Origin of the sequence: Pseudonocardia terrae (assembly GCF_021343995.1) — a bacterium.
GTDB lineage: Bacteria > Actinomycetota > Actinomycetes > Mycobacteriales > Pseudonocardiaceae > Pseudonocardia > Pseudonocardia terrae.
The window spans coordinates 15,741-40,983 of sequence record NZ_JAJTTE010000011.1; the positions used below are offsets into that span (position 1 = coordinate 15,741).

Annotated in this window: 29 protein-coding genes and 1 pseudogene; 21 read left to right on the plus strand and 9 right to left on the minus strand. The window is 76.3% G+C overall.

All coding sequences use genetic code 11. From position 1 onward, the window contains the following. Positions 1–5: 5 nt before the first annotated feature. The 5 genes from LWC33_RS09500 to LWC33_RS09520 all read left to right on the plus strand — a co-directional run bounded on the left by LWC33_RS09500 (position 6) and on the right by LWC33_RS09520 (position 3,124). A complete protein-coding gene (locus LWC33_RS09500) occupies positions 6–1,007 on the plus strand; it encodes a MerR family transcriptional regulator (RefSeq protein WP_233303899.1) in 1,002 nt (333 codons plus the stop codon). A 126-nt stretch (positions 1,008–1,133) separates the two neighbouring features. Further along, complete coding sequence (locus LWC33_RS09505) at positions 1,134–1,349, plus strand: hypothetical protein (protein WP_233303900.1); 216 nt, start codon at positions 1,134–1,136, stop codon at positions 1,347–1,349. A gap of 187 nt (positions 1,350–1,536) precedes the next feature. Next, a complete protein-coding gene (locus LWC33_RS09510) occupies positions 1,537–2,244 on the plus strand; it encodes a hypothetical protein (protein WP_233303901.1) in 708 nt (235 codons plus the stop codon). A gap of 78 nt (positions 2,245–2,322) precedes the next feature. Beyond that, positions 2,323–2,628: a hypothetical protein gene (locus LWC33_RS09515; protein ID WP_233303902.1), complete on the plus strand. Its 306-nt coding sequence runs from the start codon at positions 2,323–2,325 to the stop codon at positions 2,626–2,628. Positions 2,629–2,782: 154 nt separating this feature from the next. Further along, positions 2,783–3,124 carry an STAS domain-containing protein gene (locus LWC33_RS09520; RefSeq protein WP_233303903.1) on the plus strand — a complete coding sequence of 114 codons (342 nt, stop codon included), beginning with the start codon at positions 2,783–2,785 and terminating at the stop codon, positions 3,122–3,124. 19 nt (positions 3,125–3,143) lie between these two features. Here LWC33_RS09520 and LWC33_RS09525 read toward each other — a convergent pair whose 3' ends face one another. Together LWC33_RS09525 and LWC33_RS09530 are read right to left on the minus strand one after the other, a co-directional pair. Further along, the gene (locus LWC33_RS09525; RefSeq protein WP_233303904.1) at positions 3,144–3,824 is read right to left on the minus strand and encodes a TetR/AcrR family transcriptional regulator; all 681 of its coding nucleotides are present in this window, start codon (positions 3,822–3,824) and stop codon (positions 3,144–3,146) included. 94 nt (positions 3,825–3,918) lie between these two features. Further along, positions 3,919–5,289 carry a cytochrome P450 gene (locus LWC33_RS09530; RefSeq protein ID WP_233303905.1) on the minus strand — a complete coding sequence of 457 codons (1,371 nt, stop codon included), beginning with the start codon at positions 5,287–5,289 and terminating at the stop codon, positions 3,919–3,921. A gap of 296 nt (positions 5,290–5,585) precedes the next feature. Here LWC33_RS09530 and LWC33_RS09535 point away from each other — a divergent pair, with 296 nt between their 5' ends. The 4 genes from LWC33_RS09535 to LWC33_RS09550 all read left to right on the plus strand — a co-directional run bounded on the left by LWC33_RS09535 (position 5,586) and on the right by LWC33_RS09550 (position 9,273). Continuing rightward, positions 5,586–6,812 (plus strand): PucR family transcriptional regulator, encoded by a 1,227-nt coding sequence (locus LWC33_RS09535; protein WP_233303906.1) that lies wholly within the window; start codon positions 5,586–5,588, stop codon positions 6,810–6,812. 134 nt (positions 6,813–6,946) lie between these two features. Next, positions 6,947–7,816 (plus strand): SDR family NAD(P)-dependent oxidoreductase, encoded by an 870-nt coding sequence (locus LWC33_RS09540; protein WP_233303907.1) that lies wholly within the window; start codon positions 6,947–6,949, stop codon positions 7,814–7,816. 49 nt (positions 7,817–7,865) lie between these two features. Continuing rightward, positions 7,866–8,708 (plus strand): alpha/beta fold hydrolase, encoded by an 843-nt coding sequence (locus LWC33_RS09545; protein ID WP_233303908.1) that lies wholly within the window; start codon positions 7,866–7,868, stop codon positions 8,706–8,708. Positions 8,709–9,009: 301 nt separating this feature from the next. Further along, positions 9,010–9,273 (plus strand): hypothetical protein, encoded by a 264-nt coding sequence (locus tag LWC33_RS09550; protein WP_233303909.1) that lies wholly within the window; start codon positions 9,010–9,012, stop codon positions 9,271–9,273. A gap of 29 nt (positions 9,274–9,302) precedes the next feature. Here the strand turns inward: LWC33_RS09550 and LWC33_RS09555 are convergent, their stop codons facing one another. Next, on the minus strand, positions 9,303–9,854 hold the full coding sequence (locus tag LWC33_RS09555; protein ID WP_233303910.1) for a dihydrofolate reductase family protein: 552 nt from the start codon (positions 9,852–9,854) through the stop codon (positions 9,303–9,305). Between the two features lie 173 nt (positions 9,855–10,027). Between LWC33_RS09555 and LWC33_RS09560 the strand changes: the two genes are divergently transcribed. The 4 genes from LWC33_RS09560 (at position 10,028) to LWC33_RS09575 (ending at position 13,079) form a co-directional block, all read left to right on the plus strand. Next, complete coding sequence (locus tag LWC33_RS09560) at positions 10,028–10,771, plus strand: GAF and ANTAR domain-containing protein (protein ID WP_233303911.1); 744 nt, start codon at positions 10,028–10,030, stop codon at positions 10,769–10,771. Positions 10,772–11,001: 230 nt separating this feature from the next. Beyond that, positions 11,002–11,241: an acyl carrier protein gene (locus LWC33_RS09565; protein WP_232874796.1), complete on the plus strand. Its 240-nt coding sequence runs from the start codon at positions 11,002–11,004 to the stop codon at positions 11,239–11,241. 4 nt (positions 11,242–11,245) lie between these two features. Further along, positions 11,246–12,040, plus strand: a complete 795-nt coding sequence (locus LWC33_RS09570; protein ID WP_233303912.1) for a lipase family protein — start codon at positions 11,246–11,248, stop codon at positions 12,038–12,040. A gap of 79 nt (positions 12,041–12,119) precedes the next feature. Beyond that, positions 12,120–13,079, plus strand: coding sequence for a hypothetical protein (locus tag LWC33_RS09575; RefSeq protein WP_233303913.1), 960 nt, complete (start codon positions 12,120–12,122; stop codon positions 13,077–13,079). Position 13,080: 1 nt separating this feature from the next. Here LWC33_RS09575 and LWC33_RS09580 read toward each other — a convergent pair whose 3' ends face one another. Then, the gene (locus tag LWC33_RS09580) at positions 13,081–13,311 is read right to left on the minus strand and encodes a hypothetical protein (RefSeq protein WP_233303914.1); all 231 of its coding nucleotides are present in this window, start codon (positions 13,309–13,311) and stop codon (positions 13,081–13,083) included. 124 nt (positions 13,312–13,435) lie between these two features. Here LWC33_RS09580 and LWC33_RS09585 point away from each other — a divergent pair, with 124 nt between their 5' ends. The 8 genes and pseudogenes from LWC33_RS09585 (at position 13,436) to LWC33_RS35890 (ending at position 21,217) form a co-directional block, all read left to right on the plus strand. Further along, complete coding sequence (locus LWC33_RS09585; protein WP_233303915.1) at positions 13,436–13,984, plus strand: D-glycero-alpha-D-manno-heptose-1,7-bisphosphate 7-phosphatase; 549 nt, start codon at positions 13,436–13,438, stop codon at positions 13,982–13,984. Continuing rightward, on the plus strand, positions 13,981–15,021 hold the full coding sequence (locus LWC33_RS09590; protein ID WP_233303916.1) for a glycosyltransferase family 9 protein: 1,041 nt from the start codon (positions 13,981–13,983) through the stop codon (positions 15,019–15,021). Before LWC33_RS09585 ends, LWC33_RS09590 begins: the two co-directional genes overlap by 4 nt. Then, complete coding sequence (locus LWC33_RS09595) at positions 15,018–16,010, plus strand: glycosyltransferase (protein WP_233303917.1); 993 nt, start codon at positions 15,018–15,020, stop codon at positions 16,008–16,010. Before LWC33_RS09590 ends, LWC33_RS09595 begins: the two co-directional genes overlap by 4 nt. 3 nt (positions 16,011–16,013) lie before the next feature. Beyond that, positions 16,014–17,258: a glycosyltransferase gene (locus LWC33_RS09600; protein WP_233303918.1), complete on the plus strand. Its 1,245-nt coding sequence runs from the start codon at positions 16,014–16,016 to the stop codon at positions 17,256–17,258. Beyond that, a pseudogene (locus LWC33_RS09605) lies at positions 17,258–17,839 on the plus strand (D-sedoheptulose-7-phosphate isomerase); the annotation flags it as partial. The gene LWC33_RS09600 and the pseudogene LWC33_RS09605, both read left to right, overlap by 1 nt. A 104-nt stretch (positions 17,840–17,943) precedes the next feature. Beyond that, positions 17,944–18,705 carry an SDR family oxidoreductase gene (locus tag LWC33_RS09610; RefSeq protein ID WP_372476584.1) on the plus strand — a complete coding sequence of 254 codons (762 nt, stop codon included), beginning with the start codon at positions 17,944–17,946 and terminating at the stop codon, positions 18,703–18,705. Next, positions 18,696–20,204: a D-glycero-beta-D-manno-heptose 1-phosphate adenylyltransferase gene (gene rfaE2 / locus LWC33_RS09615; RefSeq protein WP_233303920.1), complete on the plus strand. Its 1,509-nt coding sequence runs from the start codon at positions 18,696–18,698 to the stop codon at positions 20,202–20,204. Before LWC33_RS09610 ends, rfaE2 begins: the two co-directional genes overlap by 10 nt. 44 nt (positions 20,205–20,248) lie before the next feature. Further along, positions 20,249–21,217, plus strand: a complete 969-nt coding sequence (locus tag LWC33_RS35890) for a bifunctional heptose 7-phosphate kinase/heptose 1-phosphate adenyltransferase (RefSeq protein WP_233303921.1) — start codon at positions 20,249–20,251, stop codon at positions 21,215–21,217. Between the two features lie 346 nt (positions 21,218–21,563). Here LWC33_RS35890 and LWC33_RS09625 read toward each other — a convergent pair whose 3' ends face one another. The 5 genes from LWC33_RS09625 to LWC33_RS09645 all read right to left on the minus strand — a co-directional run bounded on the left by LWC33_RS09625 (position 21,564) and on the right by LWC33_RS09645 (position 25,243). Next, positions 21,564–21,794 (minus strand): hypothetical protein, encoded by a 231-nt coding sequence (locus LWC33_RS09625; RefSeq protein WP_233303922.1) that lies wholly within the window; start codon positions 21,792–21,794, stop codon positions 21,564–21,566. Next, on the minus strand, positions 21,791–22,765 hold the full coding sequence (locus tag LWC33_RS09630; RefSeq protein WP_233303923.1) for a glycosyltransferase family 9 protein: 975 nt from the start codon (positions 22,763–22,765) through the stop codon (positions 21,791–21,793). Before LWC33_RS09630 ends, LWC33_RS09625 begins: the two co-directional genes overlap by 4 nt. Positions 22,766–23,052: 287 nt before the next feature. Beyond that, positions 23,053–23,433, minus strand: coding sequence for a TraR/DksA family transcriptional regulator (locus LWC33_RS09635; protein ID WP_233303924.1), 381 nt, complete (start codon positions 23,431–23,433; stop codon positions 23,053–23,055). Further along, entirely contained in the window at positions 23,430–24,230 is an 801-nt protein-coding gene (gene surE / locus LWC33_RS09640; protein WP_233303925.1) for a 5'/3'-nucleotidase SurE, read from the minus strand. Before surE ends, LWC33_RS09635 begins: the two co-directional genes overlap by 4 nt. Continuing rightward, positions 24,227–25,243: an SDR family NAD(P)-dependent oxidoreductase gene (locus tag LWC33_RS09645; protein ID WP_233303926.1), complete on the minus strand. Its 1,017-nt coding sequence runs from the start codon at positions 25,241–25,243 to the stop codon at positions 24,227–24,229. The genes surE and LWC33_RS09645 overlap by 4 nt, the downstream gene beginning before the upstream one ends.

Here is a 25,243-nt window from a genome sequence, read left to right on the forward strand (position 1 = left end):
GCGGGATGCTCATCGGTGAGGTCGCCGAACGGTCCGGGATCAGCGCGCGGATGCTGCGCCACTACGACTCGATCGGGCTCGTGTCGCCGACCGGGCGCACGCAGGGCGGGTACCGGCGGTACTCGGAGGAGGACGTCCGTCGCCTGTTCCACGTGGAAGGCCTCCGCTCGCTGGGGCTGAGCCTGCGGGACATCGCGGACGTCCTCACCGACCTGTCGTTCAGCCCGGCCGCGATGGTCGAGCAGCTCGTCGCCCGTACCCGCGATCGCCTCGCACGGGAGGAGGAGCTCCTGCGCCGACTCGGCCGGGTCCGGGCGACCGAGCCCGCCGAGTGGTCCGACGTGCTGCGCACCATCGGGCTGATGCGAGGGCTCGATGCCGGCGATCCCTCGGCACGTCAGCGCGTCGCCCTCTCGCTCTCCGGCGAGGGGGACCGCGACGCCGTGCCCCTCGCCGAGGCGGCGCTGAAGGAGTCCGACCCCAACGTCGCCGGCGCGCTCGACTGGGCCCTGGCCCGGACCGGGGACGGCGCGGTCCCGGTCCTGGCGGAGGCGCTGGACTCGCCGATCGCTGCTCGGCGGCACCGTGCGCTCGCGGCTCTGGTGAAGATCGGCTCGCCGGACGCCTCCGCCGTGCTGGCCGACGCGTTCCGGCACCCCGACCCGGTGGTGAGGGGACGCGCCACGCTCGTGCGCGCCTCCCGGGGCGCGGCGGACACCGTCCCCGCGCTCGTCGCCCTCGTCGTCGAGGGACGGGACGACGTGGAGGCCGCCGACGCCCTCGGAGGGCTCGCGTCCCGGCACGGCCTGGCCGACGAGATCGCCGGCGCGATCGCGGGCGCACTGGCGGGCGCCACCGGCGCGGTCCGCCGACGACTGGCGTCCGCGCTCGCGGACGTCCCCGGACCACGGGCAGAGGCGATGCTGGCCGGCCTCGTCGACGATCCCGACCGCGGCGTGGCAGTCACCGCCTCGTTCCTGGTCCGGGCGCGCCGGTCCGACGGCTGAGCGACCCGGTTCACCTGCGACGGAACCGCCCTTCCCGGCGTCTGGATCATGCGGTTCCGACAGCTCTGCCCGGTGTGACCGGTGGGCGGTGCGCGGGTCCCCCGGGCGGGTGCATAGGGTGTCTCGGTGCAGCTGACGGTGACGAGGCGGACCGGCGCCCGCGAGTGGACGTGGACCGTCGTCGACGAGGACGGCTTCGTCGTCTCGGGAACCGCCAACAGCCGCCGGCGGGCGCGGGACATCATCGCCTGGGTGCAGGCGGAGATGCACTACCCGCCCATGCTGCGGCCCCCGTCGGCGACCCGGCACCTGACCTTCAAGCTGCCGCTGATCGACGACTGACGGTCCTCCCCGCTCGGCGCCGCACGGGGTTCACCCCCGCCTCGGTACGGCCCATCGGGGCGAGCGCGTACGTGCCGATCGTCGTGTCCCCGGTCCGGACGTGTGCGGGGGGTGCTCCGAGGCCTCCGAACCCGTACCGTCTGAACCGGCACCGCCACGCCTCGTGGCGTGCGAGGAGCTGGTCGCGATGGGCGAGTGGAACGGCTCGCGGGACCCGCGGCCCGCCGCCGACCGACGGGACGTCGCGGCCTGCGCCCGGGACGACGCCGCCGAGCTGCGGGACCACGCCTCCCACGAGCGCGACGCCGAGGCCGACCGGCGGGACGGCCGGGCCGGGACCCGCGACGTGCAGGCGGCGGGCCGGGTGCAGGGAGTGCTGACCCGCCTGTGGGAGATCCGGCGGGACCTCCTGGAGTCGATGGACCGGCTGGCCAGTGCGGAGCAGGCGTGCGACGACGGGACCGGCCCGTCCCGTTCGGCCGAGCACGCCGCGGCCTGGCGGCGGGACCGGAACAAGGTCGACGTCCTCCTCGACGAGGCGATCGCCCTCGTGGCGCACAGCGAGTTCGCGTGGCAGGAGGCCGCAGGTGACCGGCGGGCGTCGGCTCGGGACCGGACCGCCGCCGCACAGGACCGCCAGGACTCCGCCGTGGATCGTGAGGGGTCGGCGGCAGATCGGGAACAGGCGGCGGTCGACCGGGAGCAGGTGGACGCCCGCACGGAGGCCGAGGCCGAGGCCGCGGCCGCGCGTCGCGGGAGCGTGGCGGCCCACGCCTGCATGGTGGAGGTGACGACGGCGGTGGCCCGGGCCGTTCGGGGTAGCGAAGAACAGATCGCGCAGAGCCGGGCCGTGCTGACCCGCACACAGCAGCGGTCGAGGGGACGCCGGCGCTGAATGGCCCGCGACGGCGGAGGTACCCGGGGAAGGGGGCCGTGCGGTCGGGCCGCCACAGAAGGTGCGGAGGAGGTTGCGATGGACGGTGACGAGGGGCAGGCGGAGCGGGGCGCCTCGCTGAGACGGCAGACGGACCGGCTGCGGGCGCAGGGGGAACGCGTCGCGGCGCAGGTGGCGGCGCTCGCCGAGCAGCGGGCGAGCGTCGAGGACGCCGTGGCGTCGACGTTGGACCACACGGCCGAGGTGCGGCCGGCCGACGCCTCCCGGCTTCGTGACCTCGCCGCGCACGCCCGCGAGTCGGCCCGGCACGAGCGCGAGGAGGCCCTGCGCTGGGCGCGGTACGGGCAGTCGGAGGACACCGCCGACACGCCGTCGTCATCCTGACCGTCCTGACGGTCCGGTGGGCCGGCGGGGTGCCTCGGATGGCCGTTGCGGGACCGTCCGTCCCGGGGCGACACTCACCCCCTTGCCGGACCGCATCGGAGGCCACGGTGGGCGCGACTGGCGGGGGTGCGCCGTGGAAGCGTGGGAGAGGTCCTTGCCGGGAGGCCTGCTGCTGATGGTGCAGCGCGCCCCGGTCGCCGTGGTGGCGTTGACGGGCGAGATCGACCTGGCCAACTGCCCGGAGCTCGAGGTCGTGGTGGCCCGCCTCGCGGCGGATCCCGGGATCGAGCGGGTGATCGTCGATCTGACGAGCGTCGGGTTCCTCGCGGCGTGCGGGGTGCGCTGCCTGGTGGGGCTGCGGATGCGGCTGGCCGCGAAAGGCCACACCCTGCAGCTGGTGGTGTCGCCGGACGCGGGCCCGGTGCGGCGGGTGCTCGCGCTGATCGACGGGTTCGACATCGCCGACTCGCTGGTGGAGGCCGGCGCGGTCGGCTGACGCAGCGCACGGTCCGGGGTCAGGTCCCCGCGACCGTGTCCAGTCCCGTGGCGAGGTGGGCCAGGGCCTCGTCGACCTCCCGACGCAGCACGGCGAGGGGTGGCGCGTCGTCGGGGTCGGTGGCGTGGCCGAGCCAGCGGTCGAGGACGACCCGCAGCGCGGCCAGCGCCGCCGCCGCGCAGAGCTGCGGGTAGATCGACGTCGGGCCGCCCTCCACCGCCGGCGGCCCGACGCGGTCGGCGACGGCCCGGGCGAGCGCCTGCTCCTGCGCCGTGAGCACCGCCATCTGCTGCGGCATCAGCGAGGGACTCTCCCGCATGAGGCGCAACGCACGGAGGTGGTCACGGCCTGCGGCGTCGTGCCGGTCCATCACCACGAGGACCGCCTCGCGCAGCGCCTGCAGGACGGACTCCGCGGCCGGCCGGGCCCGGAACTCGACGACGAGCGCCTCCGCCCCGGCCGCCGCGGCCGCGACGACCGCCTCCTCCTTGCTGGAGTAGTGGTTGAAGAAGGTGCGCAGGGCGATGTCCGCCTCGGTGGCGATCTGCTCGACGGTGATGTTCTCGACGCCGTGCCGGACCGCCAGCCGCAACGCCGCGTCACGCACGGCCGCACGGGTGGCGAGCTTCTTGCGCTCCCGGCGGCCCACTTCGGGGAGCGCGGCGGCGACGGGTGGTGTGGGCGGAGCCGTCCCTGCCATCACGTTCCCCCTCGCCGGCCCGTCGTCGTGGCGGCCCATTATGACGGCGGGCCCGGGGCGGCCGGGCAGGCCGATCATCCGCAGCGAGGCCCGGTCAGGCCCAGGTCACCGGCAGCGAGTGCACGCCGAAGATCAGCATGTCGTTGCGCAGCGGCACCTCCTCGGCCTTCGCGGCGAGCCGCAGGTTCGGCAGCCGTGCGACCAGCTCGCCGAAGCCCACCCGCATCTCGATGCGAGCCAGCTGCTGGCCGAGGCACTGGTGGATGCCGTGGCCGAAGGCCAGGTGCGGGGCACGCTCGCGGCCGAGGTCGAGCCGGTCGGGGTCGCTCCAGTGCCGCGTGTCGCGGTTCACCTCCGGGGTCGTTACGACGACGGAGGACCCCGCCGGGATCTCGACGCCGCCGACCGTCACGGTCTCCGTGGCGATCCGGCTGACGCCGAGCTGGATGATGCTCAGGTAGCGCAGCAGCTCCTCGACCGCGGTGTCGATCAGGGCGGGGTCGGCGCGCAGCGCCGCGAGCTGCTCGGGGTTCTCCAGCAGCGCGAACGTGCCCAGGGCCAGCATGTTCGCCGTGGTCTCGTGCCCGGCGCCGAGCAGCACGAGGGCGACGTCGACCAGCTGCGCGTCGGTGAGCGGCGGGTCCGCCTCGTGGATCAGGCCGGAGAGGATGTCGTCCGCCGGGGCGGCCCGCTTGGCGGCCACGAGCCCGGAGATGAACCGGTAGAGCTCACCGCCCGCGCGGGCGCGCTCCTCGGGCGTGGAGGTGGAGTTCAGTGCGACGGCGGTGTTCTCCTGGAACGGCGCACGGTCGGCGTAGTCGACGCCGAGCAGCTCGCAGATCAGCAGCGACGGCAGCGGCAGCGCGTAGGCGGGGACCAGGTCCGCTTCGGTCCCGGCCGCCCGCATCGCCTCGATGTGCTCGACGGCGATCTCGGTGACCCGCTCCTCGAGGGCCTTCATCCGGCGCACGGTGAACTGCCCGGTGAGCAGCCGCCGCAGCCGGGTGTGCTCCGGCGGGTCCATGAAGACGAACATCCCGTCCGTGCGGGCCTCGATCGGGGCCGGGCAGAGCGGCTCGCCCCGCTCGGCTGCCGCGGCCTGCGCGGCGACCTCGTGCGGCTGCATCCGGGTGGCGTCGCGGTAGCGGACCCGGTCAGAGCTGAACCGGCGGTCCGCCAGCACCGCGCGGGCCTCCTCGAAGCCGGTCACCAGCCACGCCTGCGCGCCGTTGAGCAGCGGCAACGGCTGCACCGCGCCCTCGCCGCGGCGGCGCTCCAGGCCGGGGGCGGGCTCGAAGGGGCACTCGGCGCGGCGCTCCAGCATGTCCGCCGGCATCAGCCGGGTCATCGCGGTGGGGGAGCTCTCCGTGGCCGCCGAGACGGCCGCGGGGTCGGCGGGGTCGGCGGCGGCACCGTCGGTGGCGGGGATGGCGGCGGCGGTGTCCTGCTCGCTCGGGGCACTCATGGGCGCGTCCTGTTCCCGGGTGCCGCCGGGCGGCACCCGTCGTCCGGGTGACCCCAGGTTACCCACGAGGATGCACGTCGTGCATTGATGCACGTGGTGCATTGATCGCGGACTCTTCCGGACGGTGGCGCGGCGGCCGGCGTACTTCCCCTACCCCGGCCGCCGCGCGCCCGCCGACGGTAGCAGAAGCTCGAACATCAGTTCGAGTCGACGTGGCGCGGACCGCGCCGGGCCGGTCCGGCATCCTGACGCCCGGCGGCGGGCCGTGGCGACCCGGCGGGAAGGTGGAGGCGCGGATGGCGGAGAGCGGGGGACGCCGGGCCGGGGCGGACCTGCAGGCCGTCGTCGACGAGCTGGCCGACGAGCTGGGCCGCTCGGTGGTCGTGAACGACCCGGTCGTGCGGATGCTCGTCACCAGCCGGCACTTCGGCGACGAGGACGAGGTGCGGGTCCGGGCCGTCCTGCAGCGCGACGCCGGCGCGGACGTCGCCCGGCACGTCCTGGACCAGGGGGTCGCCGGGTGGTCCCGGGCGGGCGTCGTGCCGGAGCGGCCGGACCTGGGGCTGCGGGCACGGCTGTGCGTCCCGATGCGGCACGCCGGCGAGCTCCTGGGCCTGCTCATGGTGATCGACGCCGACCGGAGCCTCGCCGGGTCGCAGGTCCGGCGCATCGAGGAGGTCGCGGCGGCCGCGGCGGCGCTGCTGGCCCGCGACGAGGAGTCCGAGGAGGACCGCGCCGGGCGCGACCGACTCGTCGCCCGCTTGCTCGGCGACGACGTCGCCGACCGCGACGCGGCCGTGTCCACCGCCGAGTCCGCGGGGCTGCCGGCCGACGTGGCGCAGGCCGTCGTGACCGTGCTGCTCGCACCCGGTTCCGCGCGCCCGGAGGTGGCGACGGCGCTGCGCGTGGTGCTCGACTCCGCCGCCCACCGCCACCCGCACCGCTCGCTCGCGGCGCTCGCCCCGGGCGGCGGCACGCTGCTCCAGGTCGGCGCCCACCTCGATCCCACCGAGGTCGTCGGCACGGCCGAGCGGATGGTCGCGGCCGCGGGCCGGCTCCTCGGTGGCCCGGACGGGGCGGGTGGGGTCGTGGCGGGTGTGGGCGAGGTCGTGCCCGGCCTGCGCGCGGCGTTCCGTTCCGGCAGGCAGGCCCGGGCGGCGGCCCGCGGCGCCCGTGCGGTGCGGGGGCTGGGCCCGGTCGCGCGCTGGGAGGCGTTGGGCCCCTACGCGTTCCTGCTGCAGCTGCCCGACGACGTGCTGGGGCCGGACCTGGTCCCCGAGCCCGTGGGGCGCCTGCTCCGGCACCGGAGTGCGGCACGGCTGGTGGCGACGCTGCGCGCCTTCCTCGACCACGGCGGCTCGATGCCCCGCACGGCCGAGGCGCTGCACCTGCACCGCACCTCGCTCTACTACCGGCTCGAGCGGATCACCGAGATCACCGGGCTGGACCTGCAGGACGGCGGCAACCGGCTGCTTTTGCACACGGGGCTGCTGGTCGCCGAGCTGACCGGGCCCGACGGCTGATCTTCCTACGGACCGTGGAATTCGGCGGCGTGAGTTCCGGCGCCCGTCCGTAGCGGGCGGTGCGGCGGCGCCGCGAGACTCGTCCGGAGCGGGCCCGCCCCCGGGGCCCGGCACGCGAGGAGGCGGCGACAGCGATGACGGTGCACGGGACCGGACCGGTCGGATCACCTCGACTGGCCGGTCGGACGGCGCTCGTGCTCGGCGGTGGGCACGGGAGCCCCGAGAACGGCACCGACGGCGCCGTCGGCGCTGTGGACACCCTCGCCACCGTGGACACCGTCGGCATCGGGTTCGCCACCGCGACGACGTTCGCCCGGCACGGGGCCGCGACCGTCGTCGTCGACCGGGACGCCGACGCCGCCGCCCGGACCGTCGAGGAGATCCGGCGGTGCGGCGGCACGGGCCACGGCGTCGTCGCCGACGCGACCGACCCGGACCAGGTCGGGGCGGCGGTGGCAGAGACCCTGCGGCTGACCGGCCGGCTCGACGTGGTGCACAACAACGTGGGCGTGACCTGTCTCGGCGGGCCCGAGGAGCTCACCCTCGACCAGTGGCGGGCCACCCTCGCCGTCAACCTGGACAGTGTCTTCCTCAGTGCCCAGAAGACGATCCCGCACCTGCTGCGGCACGGCGGCGCGATCGTGAACGTCTCGTCGACGGCCTCGATCCGCTGGACCGGCTACCCCTATCCCGCCTACGCGGCCGCGAAGGCCGCCGTCAACCAGCTGACCCGCAGCCTGGCCGTGCAGTACGCCGACCGCGGGATCCGGGTGAACGCGATCCTCGCGGGATTGATCGACACTCCGCTCGTGTACCGCCAGCTCGCCGGCGGCCGGACGGTCGCCGACGTCCGGGCCGAGCGTGCGGCGCTGAGCCCGACCGGCGCGATGGGCAGCCCCTACGACATCGCCCACGCCGCCCTGTTCCTCGCCTCGGACGAGGCCGCCTACATCACCGGCACGCTGCTCCCCGTCGACGGCGGGCTGCACGTCCGGGCCGCCTGACCCCCGCCACCGAGGCCCTGGCCCTCCCTCACCGCTGCAGGAGCGACCCATGAGCACCTTCCGCACGTCCGACGGCGTCGAGCTGGCCTACCGCGACACGGGGCCGGCCGGGGACGCCCCGCCGCTGGTGATGCTGCACGGCTGGGGGCAGACCCAGGCGATGTTCCGCCACCAGGTCGAGGACCTCGCCCCGCGGCGCCGGGTCGTGACGCTCGACCAGCGCGGGCACGGCACGTCGGAGAAGCCGCACCACGGCTACCGGATCGCCCGCCTCGCCCGCGACGCCCACGAGCTGCTCGACCACCTCGGTGTCGACCGCGCCGACGTCCTGGGCTGGTCGATGGGCGTGTCCGTGTGGTGGAGCTTCGTCGACCAGTACGGCACCGGCCGCATCCGCCGGTTCGTGGCCGTCGACCAGCCGGCCGCGGTCGCCGCCGTCCCGTGGATGTCCCCGCAGGCGCAGGCCGACAGCGGCGCGATCTTCGACGTGGCCGCCCTGCTGTCGCTGTGCGAGGCGCTGCACGGGCCCGAGGGGGCCAAGGCCACCGCGGAGTTCGTGCGCGGCATGTTCAGCGGCGACGTGGACCCGGAGCTGTGGGCGTTCGTCGAGGAGCAGATCGCGCTCACGCCGCCGTACGCCGGCGTCCCGCTGCTGTGGGACCACTGCGCGCAGGACTGGCGCGACGTCCTGCCCCGCCTCGACCGGCCCACCCTCGTGATCGGCTGCGAGGGCAGCCACGTCGACCCGGCCTCGCAGCGCTACATCGCCGACCGCGTCCCCGGCGCCGAGCTGCACGTCTTCCCCCGCGAGATCGCGAGCTCGCACTTCCCGTTCCTGCAGAACCCGGCCGCGTTCGACGAGGTCGTGGAGACGTTCCTCGACCGGCCCTGATCTCGGCGCCCGACCTCGGGCCGGGCGTGGCGCGCCCCTCCGCCCACACCCGGCCCGTCCTCGTGCGGCACATCGGTTCCGGTCGGCGCGACGCCCTTATGGACTCGCTGTGAGCCGGGCGCGGCCGGCTGCGGGCGGGCCGGGCGTCATGATCTCCTGTCGGTGTCGCCGCCGAGCCGTCGTGCTCGGCCGTACGACGGGACCTCCCGGCCCCGGCAACCCCTCGGCGGGGGTCGGGAGGTACCCGACGGCCGGTGTCGCGCAGCCGTTTTCGTCGTACCCCCGGCCTAACCTGGATGTCGTGGACGCCCGCCCCCGCGACTCGTCGCGCCCGCCGCACGGGATGGACCCCGACCGAGCGGCGCTCGTGCGTGCCTTCGCCGCGCTCCGGGGCAGGCCGGTCGACGACACCGAGGTGCGGGCGGTGCTCGAGAGGGCCGACGGGTTCGGCCGCGAGGAGCTGAACACGCTGTGGCGCAGGCACGAGCGGGCGCCGCACACCGTGGACTACCGCTCGCAGCTGGCCCTGGTGCTCCGGTTCGTCGAGCTGGGGCGTCCGGGCTGAGGCGAGGGGGCGGAGGCGAGGGGCGGGGTTCAGCCCGCCGCCGGCCCGTAGGTCAGGTGCACCACGCCGTTGTCCAGGCCGGTGCAGCCGGCCAGGGAGAGCCCATGCCGCGGCCCGTTCTCGGGGAACAGCCGCGGGCCCTCGCCCACGGCGAGCGGGTAGACGAACAGGTGCAGCTCGTCGAGCAGGCCGTCGGCGAGCAGGGCGCGCACGAGGGTACCGCTGCCGCTGACGTAGAGGTCGCCGTCGACGCGGGCCTTGAGGTCGCGGATGGTGTCCGGGTCGTACTTGCCGACGATCGTGGAGTTGTTCCAGTCGGCCGTCTGCAGGGTGCCGGACACGACGTACTTGGGGGACTCGTTGAAGAACGGCGCACCCGGGTCGTCCTCGGCCGTGCGGCCGGACCAGGCGGGCGCGAACTCCTGGAAGGTGGTGCGGCCCAGCAGGATCGCCGTGCACGAGGTCATGAAGCCGCCGATCTCGGCGCCGAGCTGGTCGGTGAACCCGTAGTCCATCGTCCACATCGGGGCGCCGATCACGCCGTCGAGGGTGGTGAACTCGTGGACCTTGATGCGCCCCATGGCTCCTCCTGCTCCTCGGGCCGTGCCGGCGGCGCCCGGCCCGTCGTGTCGTCGAGCGGTGGACCGCCGCCCGTCACCGATCTCATCGGTCGTCCGCGGAGGAGATCGCGGTGGGCGGGCCGGTCGCTACCGAGGGCGACGTGTCGGCGGGACGCCACCGGGTACACAGGTCCGTGGCCGAGACGGAACAGGAAACCCTGGCACGGTTGTTCCTCCAGGTCGGGCGCCAGCTCGAGGCCGAGGACGGGCGCCTCGCGACGCAGGAGCGCATCACCCGCGTCGCCCTCGGCACCGTCCCCGGGTGCCGGCACGCGGCGATGTCGCTCGTCCGGGCGCAGGGCCCGATCCGGACCGTGGCCGCCACGGACGAGCTGCCCGAACTGGTCGACGAGGTGCAGTACCGGACCGGGCAGGGGCCGTGCCTGGAGGCGATCGAGACACAGGGGTCGTACCGCACCGGCGACCTCGCGTCGGAGGAGCGCTGGCCGGACTTCGCGAAGGCCGCGGTCGAGGAGACGGGTGTGCGCAGCATGCTGTCCTTCCGGCTGTTCGTGCGCGAGGACACCACCGGCGCGCTCAACCTCTACTCCCGCGAGGTCGAGGCGTTCGACCACCGGTCCTACGCGGTGGGCGCCCTGCTGGCCGGGCACGCCGCGTTGGCGATGGCGGCGGCCCGGGAGAGGGAGCATGCGCGCGACCTGGACCGGGCGCTGGAGAGCAGCCGCGACATCGGGGTCGCGATGGGCATCCTGATGGCCGGCCGGCGGATGACGCGCGATGCCGCCTTCGAGGAGCTGCGCCGCACCTCGCAGCGGCTCAACACGAAGCTGCGCACGGTCGCCGAGTTCTTCGTCGCGACGGGTGCCGTGCCCCGTGAGCCGCCGCCCGCGCGGTTGGAGGCCGAACGGCGGGTTTGACCGGCCGCCCCGGGGGCACAGGACCGGCGGGCGCTGGACAGCCGTGGTGGGCGCCCCGCGCGCCGGGAGGTGGTGCTCCCGGTGCACGAGGAGCCCTGCGGGCGCGTGCGCCCCGCAGGGCTCCTCCACGTCAGGCCCCGGCATCCGGTGCGCCACACCGCGGTTCGAGCCCTTCCCGGCGGGTACGCGGCCCCGGTCCGCACGATCCGACGACCGGGAGGTGAGCCCCGATGGCCACCGGGGAGACCGGCTTCAGCGACGTGATGTACGACCTCGTGTCGGTGCAGTACCACGCGCTCAAGGCCGGGCACGACTACGGCCAGTACGTCCGCGACGCCCGCAACGCCGGGTACGACGATGTCGCGTCCTTCTTCGAGGACGTCATGGCCGAGGACTCGCGCCGCGCCGCCCGCTGCCACGAGCTCCTGCGCGAGCTCTCCGGCAAGGAGGACACGGGGAGCACGGCCTGACGTGGTGAGCACCCTCGAGGCGGCCGCGGGCGGTTCCGTCGCGGAGTCGCCTGGGGCCGGCGTGCTCGACGCTCTCGCCGCCCTCGGAACCCGGCTGAGCCTGGTCAGCGGCGCCCTGCTGCACCGCGGGCAGCCCGATCCGCCGCTGCGCCGGGCGTGGCTGGGCGGCGGTCCGCTCGTGCTGGTGGGCGGCTTCGGCACCACCGACGCCGGGCTGCGCCCGATGCAGCGGTGGCTCGGCCGGCTCGGCTACGACGTCACGCCGCACACGGTCGGCGTGGGCATGGCCTGTGGCGGGCGCAGCGTCGAGGCGTTGCGGCGCTCCCTCGAACGCGCCGACACCGGCGAGGGCGTGCACGTGGTGGCGCACAGCCGCGGCGGTCAGTTCGCCCGCGCGGCGATCGCCGCCGGCGCACCGGTGCGCGGGCTGGTCACGCTCGGCTCCGGTTTCGACCTCTACCGGCTCGGGCTACCCGTGCTGGGCCTCGCCGCAGTGCTCGGCACGGCCGGCACGCTGGGGGTGCCCGGCGCCGCCACCCTCGGCTGCCTGCGCGGACCGTGCTGCGCGGACTTCCGCACGGCACTGCGCGGGGCGGTCGGGGTGCCGTTCACCTCCGTCTTCACCCGCCGCGACCGCGTGGTGCCCTGGCGCTCCTCGCAGGACCCGCACGCGAGGAACGTCGAGATCGGCGGCAGCCACCTCGGCCTGCTGTCCGACACCGACGCCAAGCGGGCGGTGGCGGCGGCACTCGCGGCCCACGAGGGTGAGCGGGCCGTCCGGGAGGCGAACGCCGGATAGGGCCTCCGGGGAACCGGTTCGCCGTCCGGGCCTCGGGTACTCCCGGCCGGTGAAGGTCACGAGAGGTCTCCTGAACGGGGTGACGGCCGGTGCCGCGGGCACCACGGCGCTCAACGTGGTCAGCGGCGCCGACGCGGTGCTGCGGGCCCGGCCCGCGAGCCGGGCGCCCGAGCAGCTGGTGGCCGCGGTCGCGGACCGGGCCGGCGTCGCGGTGCCGGGTGGCCGGTCGGAGCGCCGCAACCGGCTCGCCGCCCTGGGCCCGCTGGCCGGCTCGGCGGCGGGGCTGGCCGTCGGGGCCGTCGCCGGCGGGCTGCGGGCGGCCGGGCTGCGGCTGCCCACCGCGGTCGGCGGCCCGCTGCTCGGCGCGGCCGCCATGCTCGCGACGGACGGCCCGCTGGCCCTCACCCGCGTCTCGGACCCCCGCACCTGGTCGGCCGCCGACTGGACGGCCGGCGTGCTCCCGCACCTCGCCTACGGCATCGCCACCCACGCGACCCTGGTCCGGCTCGAGCGCGGCGCGCCCGACGCGGGGCCCGCGGCACCGCCCGCGCGCCCCTCGACCCTGATCCGGGCCGTCGCTCTCGGGGCCGCGACGGGCTCCCGCAGCACGGCCGGCACCGCCGCCCTCGCGTTGACCTCCCGCCCGGGCGACGCCGGCCTCGCGGGGCGGATCGGCGGGCGCGCCGGCACCACGCTCACGGGTCTGATGGCCGCAGCCGAGGCGGTGGCGGACAAGCAGCCGGCCGTCCCCGGCCGGCTCGGGGCGCCGGGCCTGGCCCCGCGGCTCACCCTGGGCTCGACCAGCGCCGCCGCGATGGCCCGGCGCGACGGCGAGGACCCCGCCCTGCCCGCGCTCGCGGGGCTGGCGGGCGCGGCCGGGGCCGCGGTGCTCGGGGTGCGTGCCCGCGCCGCCGCCGCGCGCCGCTTCGGCTCCGACCTGCCGGGCGCGCTCGCCGAGGACGTCCTCGCCGCCCTGCTGGCCTGGTCGGGTGCACGGCGCCGCCGGTCGCCCGACACCGCCGCTGGGATGGCGCGGTGAGCTACCCGTCCCGCCGGGCCTCTGCGCCGGACTCGCCGGCCGTCCCCTCGTCCTGACCGGCGGTCCGGCCGACGAAGTCCTCGGTCGTGCCGGTCCCGGTCGTTGTCGCGGCGTCGCCCCGCTCGGTGGGCCGTCCGCCCGTCTCGCGCGACCGCGCGGCGGCCGGATCGGGGCGCACGTCGTCCTCGGCGGTGGGCGGACGGCCGAACAGGGACCTCAGCTTCTCGAACATCCGGGCCGGGTACCCGTGACCCGGGTCACGAACTCCGCTCAGTCACTCCGTGTCACGGGAATTACGGAGAGTAGTAGTCCTGGCCGAGGAGTTTGCTCGGTTCGCCAGCGGTGATTCGTCCACCATGACTCCGGCTTGGACACCGCCCGCCGCGGTCCTCTTCGACCGCGACGGCACGCTCGTGGTGGACGTGCCGTACTGCGACGACCCGTCCGCCGTGCGGCCGATGCCCGGTGCGCGCCGCGCGCTGGGGATGGTGCGCGCCGCCGGGATCCCGGTCGGCGTCGTGTCCAACCAGTCCGGCATCGGGCGGGGCCTGTTGCGCCGGTCGGACGTCGACGCGGTGAACCGGGAGGTCGAGCGCCTGCTCGGCCCTTTCGCCACCTGGCAGGTGTGCCCGCACGCGCCCCGCGACGGCTGCGCCTGCCGCAAGCCGGCCCCGGGCATGGTGCTCGCCGCGGCCGCCGAGCTGGGCGTTCCGGCGAGCCGGGTCGCCGTCGTCGGCGACATCGGTGCCGACGTCGGGGCGGCCCACGCCGCCGGCGCCCTCGCCGTGCTGGTCCCGACGCCGGTGACGCGGATCGAGGAGATCCAGGCTGCGCCCGTCGTCGCCCCCGACCTGGTCCGGGCCGTCGACCACCTGCTGTACGGCCCCCTCGGAGCCGCTGCGTGAGGGAGGTGCTGGTCGCCAGGCTCGACGGCGCGGGGGACGTGCTCCTCGCCGGCCCGGCGGTGCGGGCGATCGCGCGCTCGGCGCGCGTGACGATGCTGGTCGGGCCCGCGGGGGAGGAGGCCGCCCGGCTGCTGCCCGGCGTCACCGAGGTCCGCGTGTGGTCCTGCCCCTGGGTGCTGGGCGACCCGCCGCCGGTCCGGCGCACCGAGATCGACGCGCTGGCCGACGGGCTGGCCGGTTTCGACGAGGCCGTCGTGCTGACGTCCTTCCACCAGTCGCCGCTGCCGTTGGCCCTGGTGCTCCGGATGGCGGGCGTGCCGCGGATCGCCGGTGCGTCCGTGGACTATCCGGGTGCTCTCCTCGACGTCCGGTTGCGGCCGGGCGAGACGCTCGAGGAGGACCAGCCCGAGCCGGAGCGGATGTGCGCGATCGCCGAGGCCGCCGGGTACCCCCTCCCGCCCGACGACGACGGCCGGCTGCACGTACGGCTGCCGGCGCCGCTCCCCGAGCCCGTCGCCGACGTGGTCGTGCACCCCGGCGCGGCCGTCGACGCCCGGCGCTGGCCCGCCGGCCACGCCGCCGAGGCCGTCCGCCGACTGGTCGGCGAGGGGTGGCGCGTGGCGGTGACCGGTGGCCCGGGGGAGCGCGAGCTCACCGCGCAGGTCGCCGGCGACCATGCCCTCGACCTGGGCGGACGCACGTCGATGGCAGAGCTGGCTGCGGTGATCGCGGGAGCGTCGGCGACCGTCGTCGGCAACACCGCGGCTGCCCACCTCGCCGCCGCCGTCGGCACCCCCGTCGTCTCGCTGTTCGCGCCGGTCGTCCCCGCCGTGCGCTGGCGACCCTACCGAGTCCCGCAGGTCCTGCTCGGCGACCAGGACGCCCCCTGCCGCGGCACCCGGGCGCGCGAGTGCCCCGTCGCCGGGCATCCCTGCCTCGCCTCCGTCCGTCCCGACGACGTCGTCGCGGCCGTCCGGCGGCTCACCCGTCCGTCCGTTCCCCTCACCGGCCCCCTCACGGAGGAGATCCCCGCGTGAACATCCTGATCTGGCACGTGCACGGCTCCTGGACGACCGCGTTCGTCCAGGGCCCGCACCGCTACCTGCTGCCGACCCTGCCCGAGCGCGGGCCCTGGGGCGGCGGGCGGCCCGCGGCCTGGGACTGGCCTGCGTCCGCTGTGGAGTGCTCGCCCGCGGAGCTCGCGGAGTCCGACGTGGACCTGGTCGTGCTGCAGCGGCCGGAGGAGCTCGAGCTGGCCACCGAGTGGCTCGGCCGGGTGCCAGGTCGCGATGTGCCGGCGATCTTCCTGGAGCACAACGCGCCGCGGGAGGGTGCGGCCACGTCGCGGCACCCGATGGCCGATCGCGACGATCTCCTGCTGGTGCACGTCACCCACTTCAACGCATTGATGTGGGACGCCGGGAGCACCCCCACCGCGGTGGTGGAGCACGGCGTCCTCGACCCGGGGCACCGGTACACCGGCGAGGTGGCCTCGGCGGCCGCCTGCATCAACGAACCGTTGCGGCGCAACCGGATCACGGGCACGGACATCGTCGCGCGATTGGCCGCCGACGTTCCCGTCGACGTCTTCGGGATCGGTGCGGACGACCTCGATCTACCGGGGGTCCGGAGCGGCGGCGACCTGCCCCAGGACCGGATGCACACCGAACTGGCGCGCCGCCGCGTCTACCTGCACACCGCCCGCTGGACCTCGCTCGGGCTGTCGCTGATCGAGGCGATGATGCTCGGGATGCCGGTGGTGGTGGTCGGCACCACCGAGGCCCCGGAACGGGTGCCGCCCGCCGCCGGCGTGTGCTCCACCGATCTGCGACGGCTGCGCCGCGGCCTCGTCGAGTTCGTCGCCGACCCCCAGGCCGCCGCGGCCGCGGGCCGCGCCGCCCGCGAGGCCGCGCTCGCGCAGTTCGGGGTGGAGCGCTTCCTGCGCGACTGGGAGGCCGTGCTCGCCCAGGTCGCCGACACCGCTCCCGCCCCCGCCTCACGACCCGCTCTCACCGGAAGGAGCTGACCCATGCGGATCGCCATGGTGTCCGAACACGCCAGCCCCCTCGCCGAGCCCGGCGGACCGGACTCGGGAGGGCAGAACGTGCACGTCCGGGAGCTGAGCCTGGCGCTCGGCCGGGCGGGCCACGACGTCACGGTGTACACCCGCCGCGACGACGCGGACCTCCCGGAGGTCGTCGCGTTCGGCCCGGGTGTCCGGGTCCGGCACCTCACCGCAGGTCCGGCCCGGCCGGTGCCGAAGGACGACCTGGTGCCGTTCGTGCCGCTGCTGGCCCAGCAGCTGGAACGGGCCTGGCGGGCCGACCCGCCGGACGTCGCCCACGCGCACTTCTGGATGTCCGGGCTCGCCGCCCGGGGCGCTGCCGGCCTGCTCGGCCTGCCGCTGGTGCAGACCTTCCACGCGCTCGGCCACGTGAAGAAGCGCGAACAGGGAGCGGACGACACCAGCCCAGCCGGCCGCATCGCGGCCGAGAAGACGTTGGTGCGCACCGCGGACCGCCTCACGGCGTCCTGTGAGGACGAACTGTTCGAGCTGCTGCGCCTGGGCGCCAATCGCCGGCGCATCTCGGTGGTGCCGTGCGGGGTGGACGCCGAGGAGTTCGCCCCGGAGGGCCCGGCCCCGCGGCGCGGGCGGCGCAAGCGGCTGCTCGCGCTCGGCCGGGTGGTGCGGCGCAAGGGCGTCGACGAGGTCGTCGAGGCGCTGCGCGACGTCCCGGACACCGAGCTCGTGGTGGCCGGCGGCCCGCCCGCCGGGATGGACCTGATGGCCGACCCGGAGCTGAACCGGCTGCGCGAGCTGGCGCGCCGGATGCGGGTCGCGGGACGGGTGCGCTTCCTCGGGGCGGTCCGCCGTCCCGACGTACCGGCGCTGATCCGCTCCGCCGACGCCGTGGTCTGCGCGCCCTGGTACGAGCCCTTCGGCATCGTGCCCCTGGAGGCCATGTCCTGCGGCCGGCCCGTCGTCGCGACGGCCGTGGGCGGCATGAAGGACACCGTCGTCGACGGCGAGACCGGGCTGCTGGTGCCGCCGCGCGACCCGGAGGCGCTGGGTGCGGCGCTGCGGGCGCTCCTGGCGGACCCGCAGGCGGTGGCCGACCTCGGCGCGGCCGGGCGTCGCCGGGTGCTGTCCCGCTACACCTGGGCGAAGATCGCCGGCTCCACCACGGTGGCCTACCGCGAGGCGATCGCCGGCCGGGAGGGCGGCGTGGCCCCGGCGTCCGGTGCCCGTGAGGCGCGGACGGGGGTGCGGTGATGACCGACGTGACCCCACACCAGGTGCTGGGCGGCCACGTCGACCGGCTGGAGGCGGCGCTGCCCGCGTTGCGGGCCGCGGCGCCGACGCTGGTGCGCTGGGGCAACACCCTCGCGGGGCTGCTGCCGACCGGCGGGCGCCTGCTCGCCGCGGGCAACGGCGGGAGCGCCGCGGAGGCCCAGCACCTCACCGCGGAGCTGGTCGGCCGGTTCGAGGGTGAGCGCCAGGCGCTGTCCGCGATCGCCCTGCACGCCGACACCTCCTCGATGACCGCGATCGGTAACGACTACGGCTACGAGGAGGTGTTCGCCCGGCAGGTCCGCGCGCACGGCCGGCCCGGCGACGTGCTCCTGCTGCTGTCCACCAGCGGCCGCAGCCCCAACCTGCTCGCGGCGGCCGACGCCGCCCGCGAGCTCGACATGGACTGCTGGGCCCTCACCGGGCCCGGCCCGAACCCGCTGGTGGGGCGCGCCACCGACGCCGTCTGCCTGCCGGGTGACACCGCGACGGTGCAGGAGTCGCACCTCGCCGCGGTGCACATGCTCTGCCGCGCCCTCGAGGCGCAGCTCCCCGCTGCGCCGGGCGCCCCGGCCGAGCTGGTGGGCCGATACCACCGGACCCACCGCAGGACACCCACCCTCGACCCGACGATCGCCCCGACGACCGTGAGGAGACCCGCATGACCCTGACCGACACCACGGCGCCCACCTCCGCCGCGGACCCCCGCGACCGGCTCCCCACCTCCCGCCCGCTCGGCACGGTGCTCGTCACCGGCGCCGCGTCCGGCCTGGGCCGGGCCGTCGCCGAGGCCGTCGCCACGGCGGGCGGCACGCCGCTGCTGATCGACCGGGTGGATCCGACGCCGGGTCTGACCGAGGCCGCCGACGCCGCCCACGCGCTCGCGGACCTCGCCGACACCCGCGCCGCCGAGGAGGCCGTCCGCGGGCTCGTCGAGCGGGCCGGCGGCGTCGACGGCGTCGTCACCTGTGCGGGGACCGATGCCTGCGGCCGGATCGACGACGTGTCCGCCGAGGACTGGGAACGCGTCATCAAGGTGAACCTGCTCGGCACCGCCGCGGTCATCCGGGCCGCGCTGCCGAGCCTGAAGGAGCGCCGGGGGCGGATCGTCACGGTCGCCTCCACGCTCGGCCTGCGTGCCCTGTCCGACGCCTCGGCCTACTGCGCCTCCAAGTTCGGCGTGCTCGGCATGAGCCGCGCGCTGGCGGCGGAGCTGGCCGGCGAGGTCGGGCTGACCACGCTCGTGCCCGGCGGCATGAACACCGCGTTCTTCGACGGCCGGACCGAGCAGTACCGGCCCGGCCCGGACGCCAAGCTCAACGACCCGCGCAACGTCGCCGCCACCGTCCTGTTCGCGCTGACCAGGCCCGAGGGGTGCGAGGTCCGCGAACTGGTGGTGTGCCAGTCCGAGGAGCCCTCGTGGCCGTGATCCCCGCGGCGTGCGCCCCGGTCGCCTCCGTGACCGCGGCCGCGCGGATCCCCGACCGGCGGCCCCGGGTGCTGGTCCTGGGCGACGTCGTGCTCGACGGCTGGGTGCGCGGCAGCGCCCGCCGGGTCGCCCGCGACGGGCCCGTGCCGGTCGTCGAGCCGTCGTCCGAGGAGGTCGCGCCCGGCGGCGCGGGCAACGCCGCGGTGGCGCTGGCCGCGCTGGGCGCCGACGTCGAGATCGTCTGCACGGTCGGCGACGACCCGGACGGCCGGACCCTGCGCTCGGCGCTCGCGAAGGCCGGCGTGCGCACGGACCGGTGCGTGCTCGACCCGGCCCGCGCGACGGCGGCCAAGCGGCGCATCGTCGCCGGCGACCCGCCCGGCCAGCCCGTCGCCCGCTACGACGTGGTGCCGCCGGGCCTCCCGGGCAGCGCGACCGTCCGTGCGCTCGCCGACCAGACCACCGCGGCGCTGGCCGACGCGCCCGACGCGGTGCTGGTCGCCGACTACGGCCTCGGCGCGCTGTCGCCGGCGGTGCGCCGGCGGATCGCGCGGGCGCGAGGGCGCATCCCGCTCCTGGTCGTCGACGCCCACGATCTCGCGCCGTGGGCCGAGCTGCGGCCCGACGCCGTCACGCCGAGTGTCGAGGAGGCCGCCGCCGTGCTCGGCGTCGACCTGCCCGAGCACGACCGGCTGGCGTGGGGGTTCGAGCACGCGTCGGCACTGCGCGCGGCCACCGGGGCGTCGGAGGTGCTGCTCACCCTGGACGTCGACGGTTCCGTGCGGCTCCCCGCGGACGGCACGCCGCTCCGGCGGCCGGCGGGGGAGCACGCACCGCCGTCGGGCGCTTGCGGGGCCGGCGACGTGTTCGCCGGGGCCTGGACCGCCGCGGTCGCGTCGGGGACGCCGCGGGAGGAGGCGCTGTCGCTGGCACAGACCGCCGCCGACGTCGTCGTCACGTTGCCGGGTACCGCCGTGTGCACGGCCGCGGCGCTGACCTGCCGGCTCGCCGCCGGGGACCCGGGCAGCGTGCTGTCGCACCGGGACCTGCTGACCGTGCTCGCCGAGCACCGGGCGGCCGGCCACCGGGTGGTGTTCACCAACGGCTGCTTCGACGTGCTGCACCGCGGGCACGTGGCCTACCTGCGGGAGGCCGCCGAGCTCGGGGACGTGCTGGTCGTGGCCCTGAACAGCGACGACTGCGTGTCCCGGCTCAAGGGCCCGACGCGCCCGGTCAACCCGCTCGAGGACCGGGCCGGGGTGATCGGCGCCCTGGCGGCCGTGGACCTGGTGACCTCGTTCGACACCGACAGCCCGGTCGAGCTGCTCGACCTGGTGCGGCCGGACGTCTACTGCAAGGGCGGGGACTACACCCCGGAGATGCTGCCGGAGACGCCCGTCGTGGAGCGGATGGGCGGCGAGGTCCGGATCCTCGGCTATCTCGCCGACCACTCCACCAGCGCCATCGTGGCGCGGGCGGCCGAGGGGGCGGGCCGGTGAGCTCCGTGGGGCCGGGGGGTTCCGTCCGGCCGGGGAGCTCGGTCGTGCGGGGGGGCTCGGTGGTGCCGGGGGGCTCCGTGGTGCCGGGGGGCTCCGTGGTGGTGGTCGGCGACGTGCTGCTCGACCTCGACGTGCACGGGACGGTCGAGCGGCTCTGTCCCGACGCGCCCGTCCCCGTCCTCGATGTCACCGGGGAGGTGGCACGACCGGGCGGGGCCGGCCTGGCGGCGGTGCTGCTGGCCGGAACCGGCGTACGGACGACGCTGGTCACGGCCCTCGCCGAGGACGGCGACCGGGTGCGGGAGCTCCTCGCCCCGACGCTCGACCTCGTCGCCGGGCCCGCGACCGGCGGGACCCCGGTGAAATGCCGGTGGCACTCGCCCGACGGCCCGCTGCTGCGCACCGACACGGGCAGCGGCCGCCCCGCCGACGAGTTCGGCGCGGCGGTCCGCACCGGCCTGCGCCGGGCGCTCGACGATGCGGGGGCGGTGCTCGTCTCGGACTACGGCCGCGGCGTCACCGCCGATCCGCAGGTGCGCCGGATGCTCGCCGACGCCGTCGCGGCCGGCACACCGGTCGTGTGGGACCCGCACCCCAAGGGCACCGATCCCGTGCCCGGCGTGATCATGACGCCCAACGCCAAGGAGGCCGCGGGCGCGCTCGGGCTGCCGGGCGGCGACCCGGTCGGCTGCGCGGCGGAGCTGCGCCGACGCCGGAAGAGCCGCGCCGTCGTCGTCACGCGGGGGGATCGGGGCGCGGTGCTGGTGACCGCGTCGGAGCGGGTTGCGGTGCCCGCCCTGGACGTGACCGGCGGCGACCCCTGCGGTGCCGGCGACGCGTTCGCGGGCCGGCTCGCGGCCGCCCTCGCGGCCGGGGCTTCCCTGCCCGCGGCGGTCCAGAGCGCCGTCGAGACGGCCGGGCGGTTCGTCGAGGCCGGCGGCGCCGCGACCGTCCGCTGCGTGGAGGGCCGGTGGACGCAGGTCGGGGCCGGGGTGTCCGAGCGAGCGTCGTAGGGGGGTCGGCGTAGCGAGGGCGAGGTAGAGAGGGCGACGTAGAAGTCGGCCACGAGCGCGACGTGCTGCGGGGTGCGGCACTTCGCGCTCACGCATGCCGACGACCCCCCGCGAGTCGGGAGTTCTGGGAGCGCGAGTCGGGGTCTGGGCTCCCGCGAGTCGGGCTCTGGGCTTCGGCGAGTCGCGGTGGGGGGGCTCCCGTGAGTCGTCCAGGGGGAGGCCATGATCGTCGCCGGGGACCGTCTTCGGAGGCTGTGATCGCCGTCCGGGACCACTTTCGGCCGGATAGGGCACAGAGGGGTCCGGGACAGCGATCATGCCAGCTGAGGTCTCGCTTCGGAACCTGTCAGCCGCGCGGCGCCTCGTCGTCGTCGACCGGGACCTCGCGGTGCTGCTCCAGCACGTCGTACGGGTCGGCCTCGGTGTTCGGGTCGATCTCCTCCGCGTCGAGGCCGGTACCGCGGTCGGTCACGTCCTCGAGGTCGGCGGCGGGGTCGGTCGCGATCTCGTCCTGGGCGATCATGTCGGGCCGGGCGACGTCGTCGTCCGGGGCCCTGCTGCCGGTCGGCTCGTTCATGGGGTTTCCGTACCCCTCGCAGCGGTGGCGACACACCCGCCCATACCGACGACCTCGAGGCAGGCGGCCTCGACCTCGTCGACCTCGATCGCGAGCAGCGCGGGATCCGGGTCCTCGGCGAACGGGTCGCCCCGCCGGACCTCCGCGTGCGTGAGGGCACGGTGCGGACCTTCGGGCGGGCCCCAGCGCTCCGGCCCGACCGGCCCGAACAGCACGACCGACGGCCGCCCGAACGCCGCGGCGAGATGCGCGATCCCGGTGTCCCCGCTGACGACCAGCGCGGCGCCGGCGACCAGGGCGGCCAGCTCGCCGATCGAGGTCCGGCCGGCGAGGACGCGGTCCTCGGACAGATCGGCTGCGGCGGCGACCTGCTCGGCGAGAGGCCGCTCCGGCGGCCCGCCCGTCACCACGACGGGGCCGAGCGGCGCGAGCCGGTGTGCGAGGGCGGCGAAGCGGTCGGCGGGCCAGCACTTGGCACCGAACGCCGCGCCGGGGTGGACCACCACGGGACGTGCGGGGCCCGGGGGGGCGTCGGCCGGCGGGGGGAGGCGGAGGTCCTCGGGATCGGCCGCGATCCCGTGGTCGGCGAGCATCGCGCACCAGCGGACCCGCTCGTGGAGCGCGTCGAGTTCCGCGGGCGGCGGACCGGGCCAGCCCAGCTCGGGCCGCCCCAGCCCGATCCGACGCCGGGGGCGGAGGGCGTCGAGGGCGCGATGGCTCTGCGGGCCGGCACCGTGCAGGTTCACGGCGACGTCGACGGGGCCGGAGAAGACCAGTGCGTCAGACGTCGGGGTGGGCAGCACCTCGTCGACCGCGCCGGTGAGCGCGGCCAGCGGTTCGAGCAGGCCCGCGGTGGCCAGCACGATCCGGTGGTCGCGGTGATGACGGCGCAGCGCGCGCAGCGCGGGCACGACGGTCAGCAGGTCACCGAGGTTCAACGCCCGCAGCGCGAGCAGGACGGGGGCCGCCACGGAGATCGACTACCCGCTCCCCGCCCTGCCAACCTCCTCGAGGATCGAGCTGATAGCGGTTGCCGCGCTCCCTGAACTGCCGACTCGCGCTCCCGGAACTGCCGACTCGCGGTGCTGGAAGTCCCGACTCGCGGGAGCCCTGGCCCCGACTCGCGGGAGCCCAGAGCCCGACTCGCGCTACTTCAGGGGGGCGAGGTGGGCCCGGTCGGCCAGGACGGGGCGAACACGACAACGAGCGGGCACGAATCCGACATACCGGACTCGTACTCGGCCTTCGGCGCGCGTACTCAGGTGTCGACGCGCGGGACGCTGCCCGGCTGGCTCGGCGACGTGGTGTCGGCGTGGTCGCGGCACTTGTCCGTCTCGGGCCGGGCCTCCAGCCGCTCGTCGTCGATCTCCTTGCCGCACACGACGCACCGGCCGTACTCCCCGGCGTCGATCCGCTCCAGCGCGGCGACGACCTCGGCGCGCTGCATCCGCAACGTGCCCCGGGCCAGGTCGTCCTCCATCGCCTCGGTCTCGCGCGAGCCGCGGTCGCCGAAGTCCATGCCGCCGGAGAGCTGGTCGGGGTCCCGCTGCTCCTCCTGCTCGCGGGCCTCCTCGCCGGCCTCGTGGTCGAGCCTCTCGAGCTCGGCCGTCAGCTTCTCGCGGGCCTGCGTGGTGTTCATGCGTGCGTCCTCTCGTCGGTCCGGCGCGCGGAGCGGGCGAGGCGCTCGGGCACGAGCAGATCGGGGTCCTCGCACAGCCCGCGCAGGGCGGTCAGGGTGGGGTGGCCGGCGGCCAGCAGGGCGCGGTCGCTGTCCGGGGCGGCCCGCTGGCCGGTCTCGACCTCGCGCAGCAGCAGGCCCTGGCCGTCGGCCTCCTCCACCAGGGTCTGCACGACGCCGCGCGGGTCCAGCGGGGCGAGCCGCAGCTCGCGGTGCTCCTCGACGGGCCGGTCGGGCACGTTGAGCGACAGCGTGGTGCCGAGCGGGCTGTCGAGCAGCAGCTCCAGCACGCGCGGGAGGTACGTGGTCACGGCGCCCCAGTGCTCGTCCTCCGCGACGCCCAGCGCGACGTCGAGCGAGACGGCCAGGCCGCGGCGGTCGTGCAGGCCGGCGGTGAGGGCGGCGCCGACCGTGCCGGAGTGCAGCACCGCCCGCCCGACGTTCCCGCCCCGGTTGATCCCGGACAGGACGACGTCGGGGGCGGGGTCGAACCAGCCCTGCAGGCCGGCGACCACGATGTGGGCGGGCGCGGCCCGCACGGCGTACGACGGCAGCCCGGCCGGGCCCTCCACTTCGCGCACCACCGTGCGGCCGTCCTCCTGTACGGCGGTGATGGCGGCGCCGGCCCCGGAGAACTGGTGCTCGGGTGCGGCGATCACGACGTCGAGCCCGGCCCCGCTCGCGGCCTCGGCCAGGGCGGCCAGGCCGGGGGAGTCGATGCCGTCGTCGTTGGTCACGAGGGCACGGGTGGGCGTCATCGTCCCGGAGTACCCGTCCGCTGAGGACCGACACCGCCCGCCGGGTCGGGCGCGGGATCGGTGTGCTCGTGCCAGCGCTCGGCGGCGGCCGCGTCCAGGCCGGTCAGCCGGCGCAGCCATCCGGGCAGCGGAGCGGTGTGCGCCGGACGCGGCGGCTCACCGCTGCCGGTCGGCCCGGGCAGCAGCCGTTCGACGACCGTGAGCAGCCGCAACGTCGTCGAGGGCGCGAGGGCGTGCACGCGGGAGCCGATGTTCGCCAGCGGCGTCAGGATGATCTCGGGGGTGCCGCGCAGGGTCGCGCGGACCAGGCGGCGGGCGGCCCGCTCGGCGTCCATCGACACCAGCGGCAGCGAGGCGCCCACGGTGAACCAGGACCGCTCCGCCCGTGCCTTCCCGGTGACCAGCGCGTTGCGCGAGGAGCCCGTCCGCATCAGCCCCGGCACCCCGACGGTCACCGAGACGCCCTGCCGACCCGCCTCCAGCCGCAGCCCCTCCGCGAAGCCGACGGCCGCGTGCTTGGCGGCGCCGTAGGGCAACAGGTGCGGAGCGGGCAGCTTCCCGCCGATGGAGGTCACGGCGAGGATCCGGCCCCGGGTGCGGGCCAGCAGCGGCAGCGCCTCCAGCGCGGGCCGGACCAGACCCCAGAACATGACGTCCATGGCCCGGGCGTAGTCCTCCTCGCGCAGGTCCGCCTGGGGTCCGACCTGGATGATCCCGGCGTTGGCCACCAGGACGTCGAGCCGGCCGAACTCGCGCTCGGCGGTCCCGACGAGCTCGCGGGCGGCCTCGGGACGACCGACGTCGGCCGCCATGGCGACCACCCGTGCGCCACGGGCCTCCAGCTCCGCGCGGGCGGGCTGCAGGCCGTCGCCGTCGCGCGCGCACAGCAGCAGGTCGTGGCCGCGGTCGGCGAGCTCGCGGGCGATCAGGTAGCCCAGTCCGCGGCTGGCGCCGGTGACCAGGGCGACGGGGCGGTCCGGTGCGTCGGACCGGGCCGTGGGGGAGAGGGCCAT

Bases quoted from the DNA above. Each gene is read 5' to 3' on its own strand.
- LWC33_RS09645 (WP_233303926.1), bottom strand. From the start codon at position 25,243: ATGGCCCTCTCCCCCACGGCCCGGTCCGACGCACCGGACCGCCCCGTC.
- LWC33_RS09510 (WP_233303901.1), top strand. From the start codon at position 1,537: ATGGGCGAGTGGAACGGCTCGCGGGACCCGCGGCCCGCCGCCGACCGA.
- LWC33_RS09515 (WP_233303902.1), top strand. From the start codon at position 2,323: ATGGACGGTGACGAGGGGCAGGCGGAGCGGGGCGCCTCGCTGAGACGG.
- LWC33_RS09535 (WP_233303906.1), top strand. From the start codon at position 5,586: ATGGCGGAGAGCGGGGGACGCCGGGCCGGGGCGGACCTGCAGGCCGTC.
- LWC33_RS09580 (WP_233303914.1), bottom strand. From the start codon at position 13,311: ATGTTCGAGAAGCTGAGGTCCCTGTTCGGCCGTCCGCCCACCGCCGAG.
- LWC33_RS09545 (WP_233303908.1), top strand. From the start codon at position 7,866: ATGAGCACCTTCCGCACGTCCGACGGCGTCGAGCTGGCCTACCGCGAC.
- LWC33_RS09555 (WP_233303910.1), bottom strand. From the start codon at position 9,854: ATGGGGCGCATCAAGGTCCACGAGTTCACCACCCTCGACGGCGTGATC.
- LWC33_RS09625 (WP_233303922.1), bottom strand. From the start codon at position 21,794: ATGAACGAGCCGACCGGCAGCAGGGCCCCGGACGACGACGTCGCCCGG.
- LWC33_RS09585 (WP_233303915.1), top strand. From the start codon at position 13,436: ATGACTCCGGCTTGGACACCGCCCGCCGCGGTCCTCTTCGACCGCGAC.
- LWC33_RS09565 (WP_232874796.1), top strand. From the start codon at position 11,002: ATGGCCACCGGGGAGACCGGCTTCAGCGACGTGATGTACGACCTCGTG.
- LWC33_RS09540 (WP_233303907.1), top strand. From the start codon at position 6,947: ATGACGGTGCACGGGACCGGACCGGTCGGATCACCTCGACTGGCCGGT.
- LWC33_RS09635 (WP_233303924.1), bottom strand. From the start codon at position 23,433: ATGAACACCACGCAGGCCCGCGAGAAGCTGACGGCCGAGCTCGAGAGG.
- LWC33_RS09600 (WP_233303918.1), top strand. From the start codon at position 16,014: ATGCGGATCGCCATGGTGTCCGAACACGCCAGCCCCCTCGCCGAGCCC.
- LWC33_RS09530 (WP_233303905.1), bottom strand. From the start codon at position 5,289: ATGAGTGCCCCGAGCGAGCAGGACACCGCCGCCGCCATCCCCGCCACC.
- surE (WP_233303925.1), bottom strand. From the start codon at position 24,230: ATGACGCCCACCCGTGCCCTCGTGACCAACGACGACGGCATCGACTCC.
- LWC33_RS09525 (WP_233303904.1), bottom strand. From the start codon at position 3,824: ATGGCAGGGACGGCTCCGCCCACACCACCCGTCGCCGCCGCGCTCCCC.
- LWC33_RS09500 (WP_233303899.1), top strand. From the start codon at position 6: ATGCTCATCGGTGAGGTCGCCGAACGGTCCGGGATCAGCGCGCGGATG.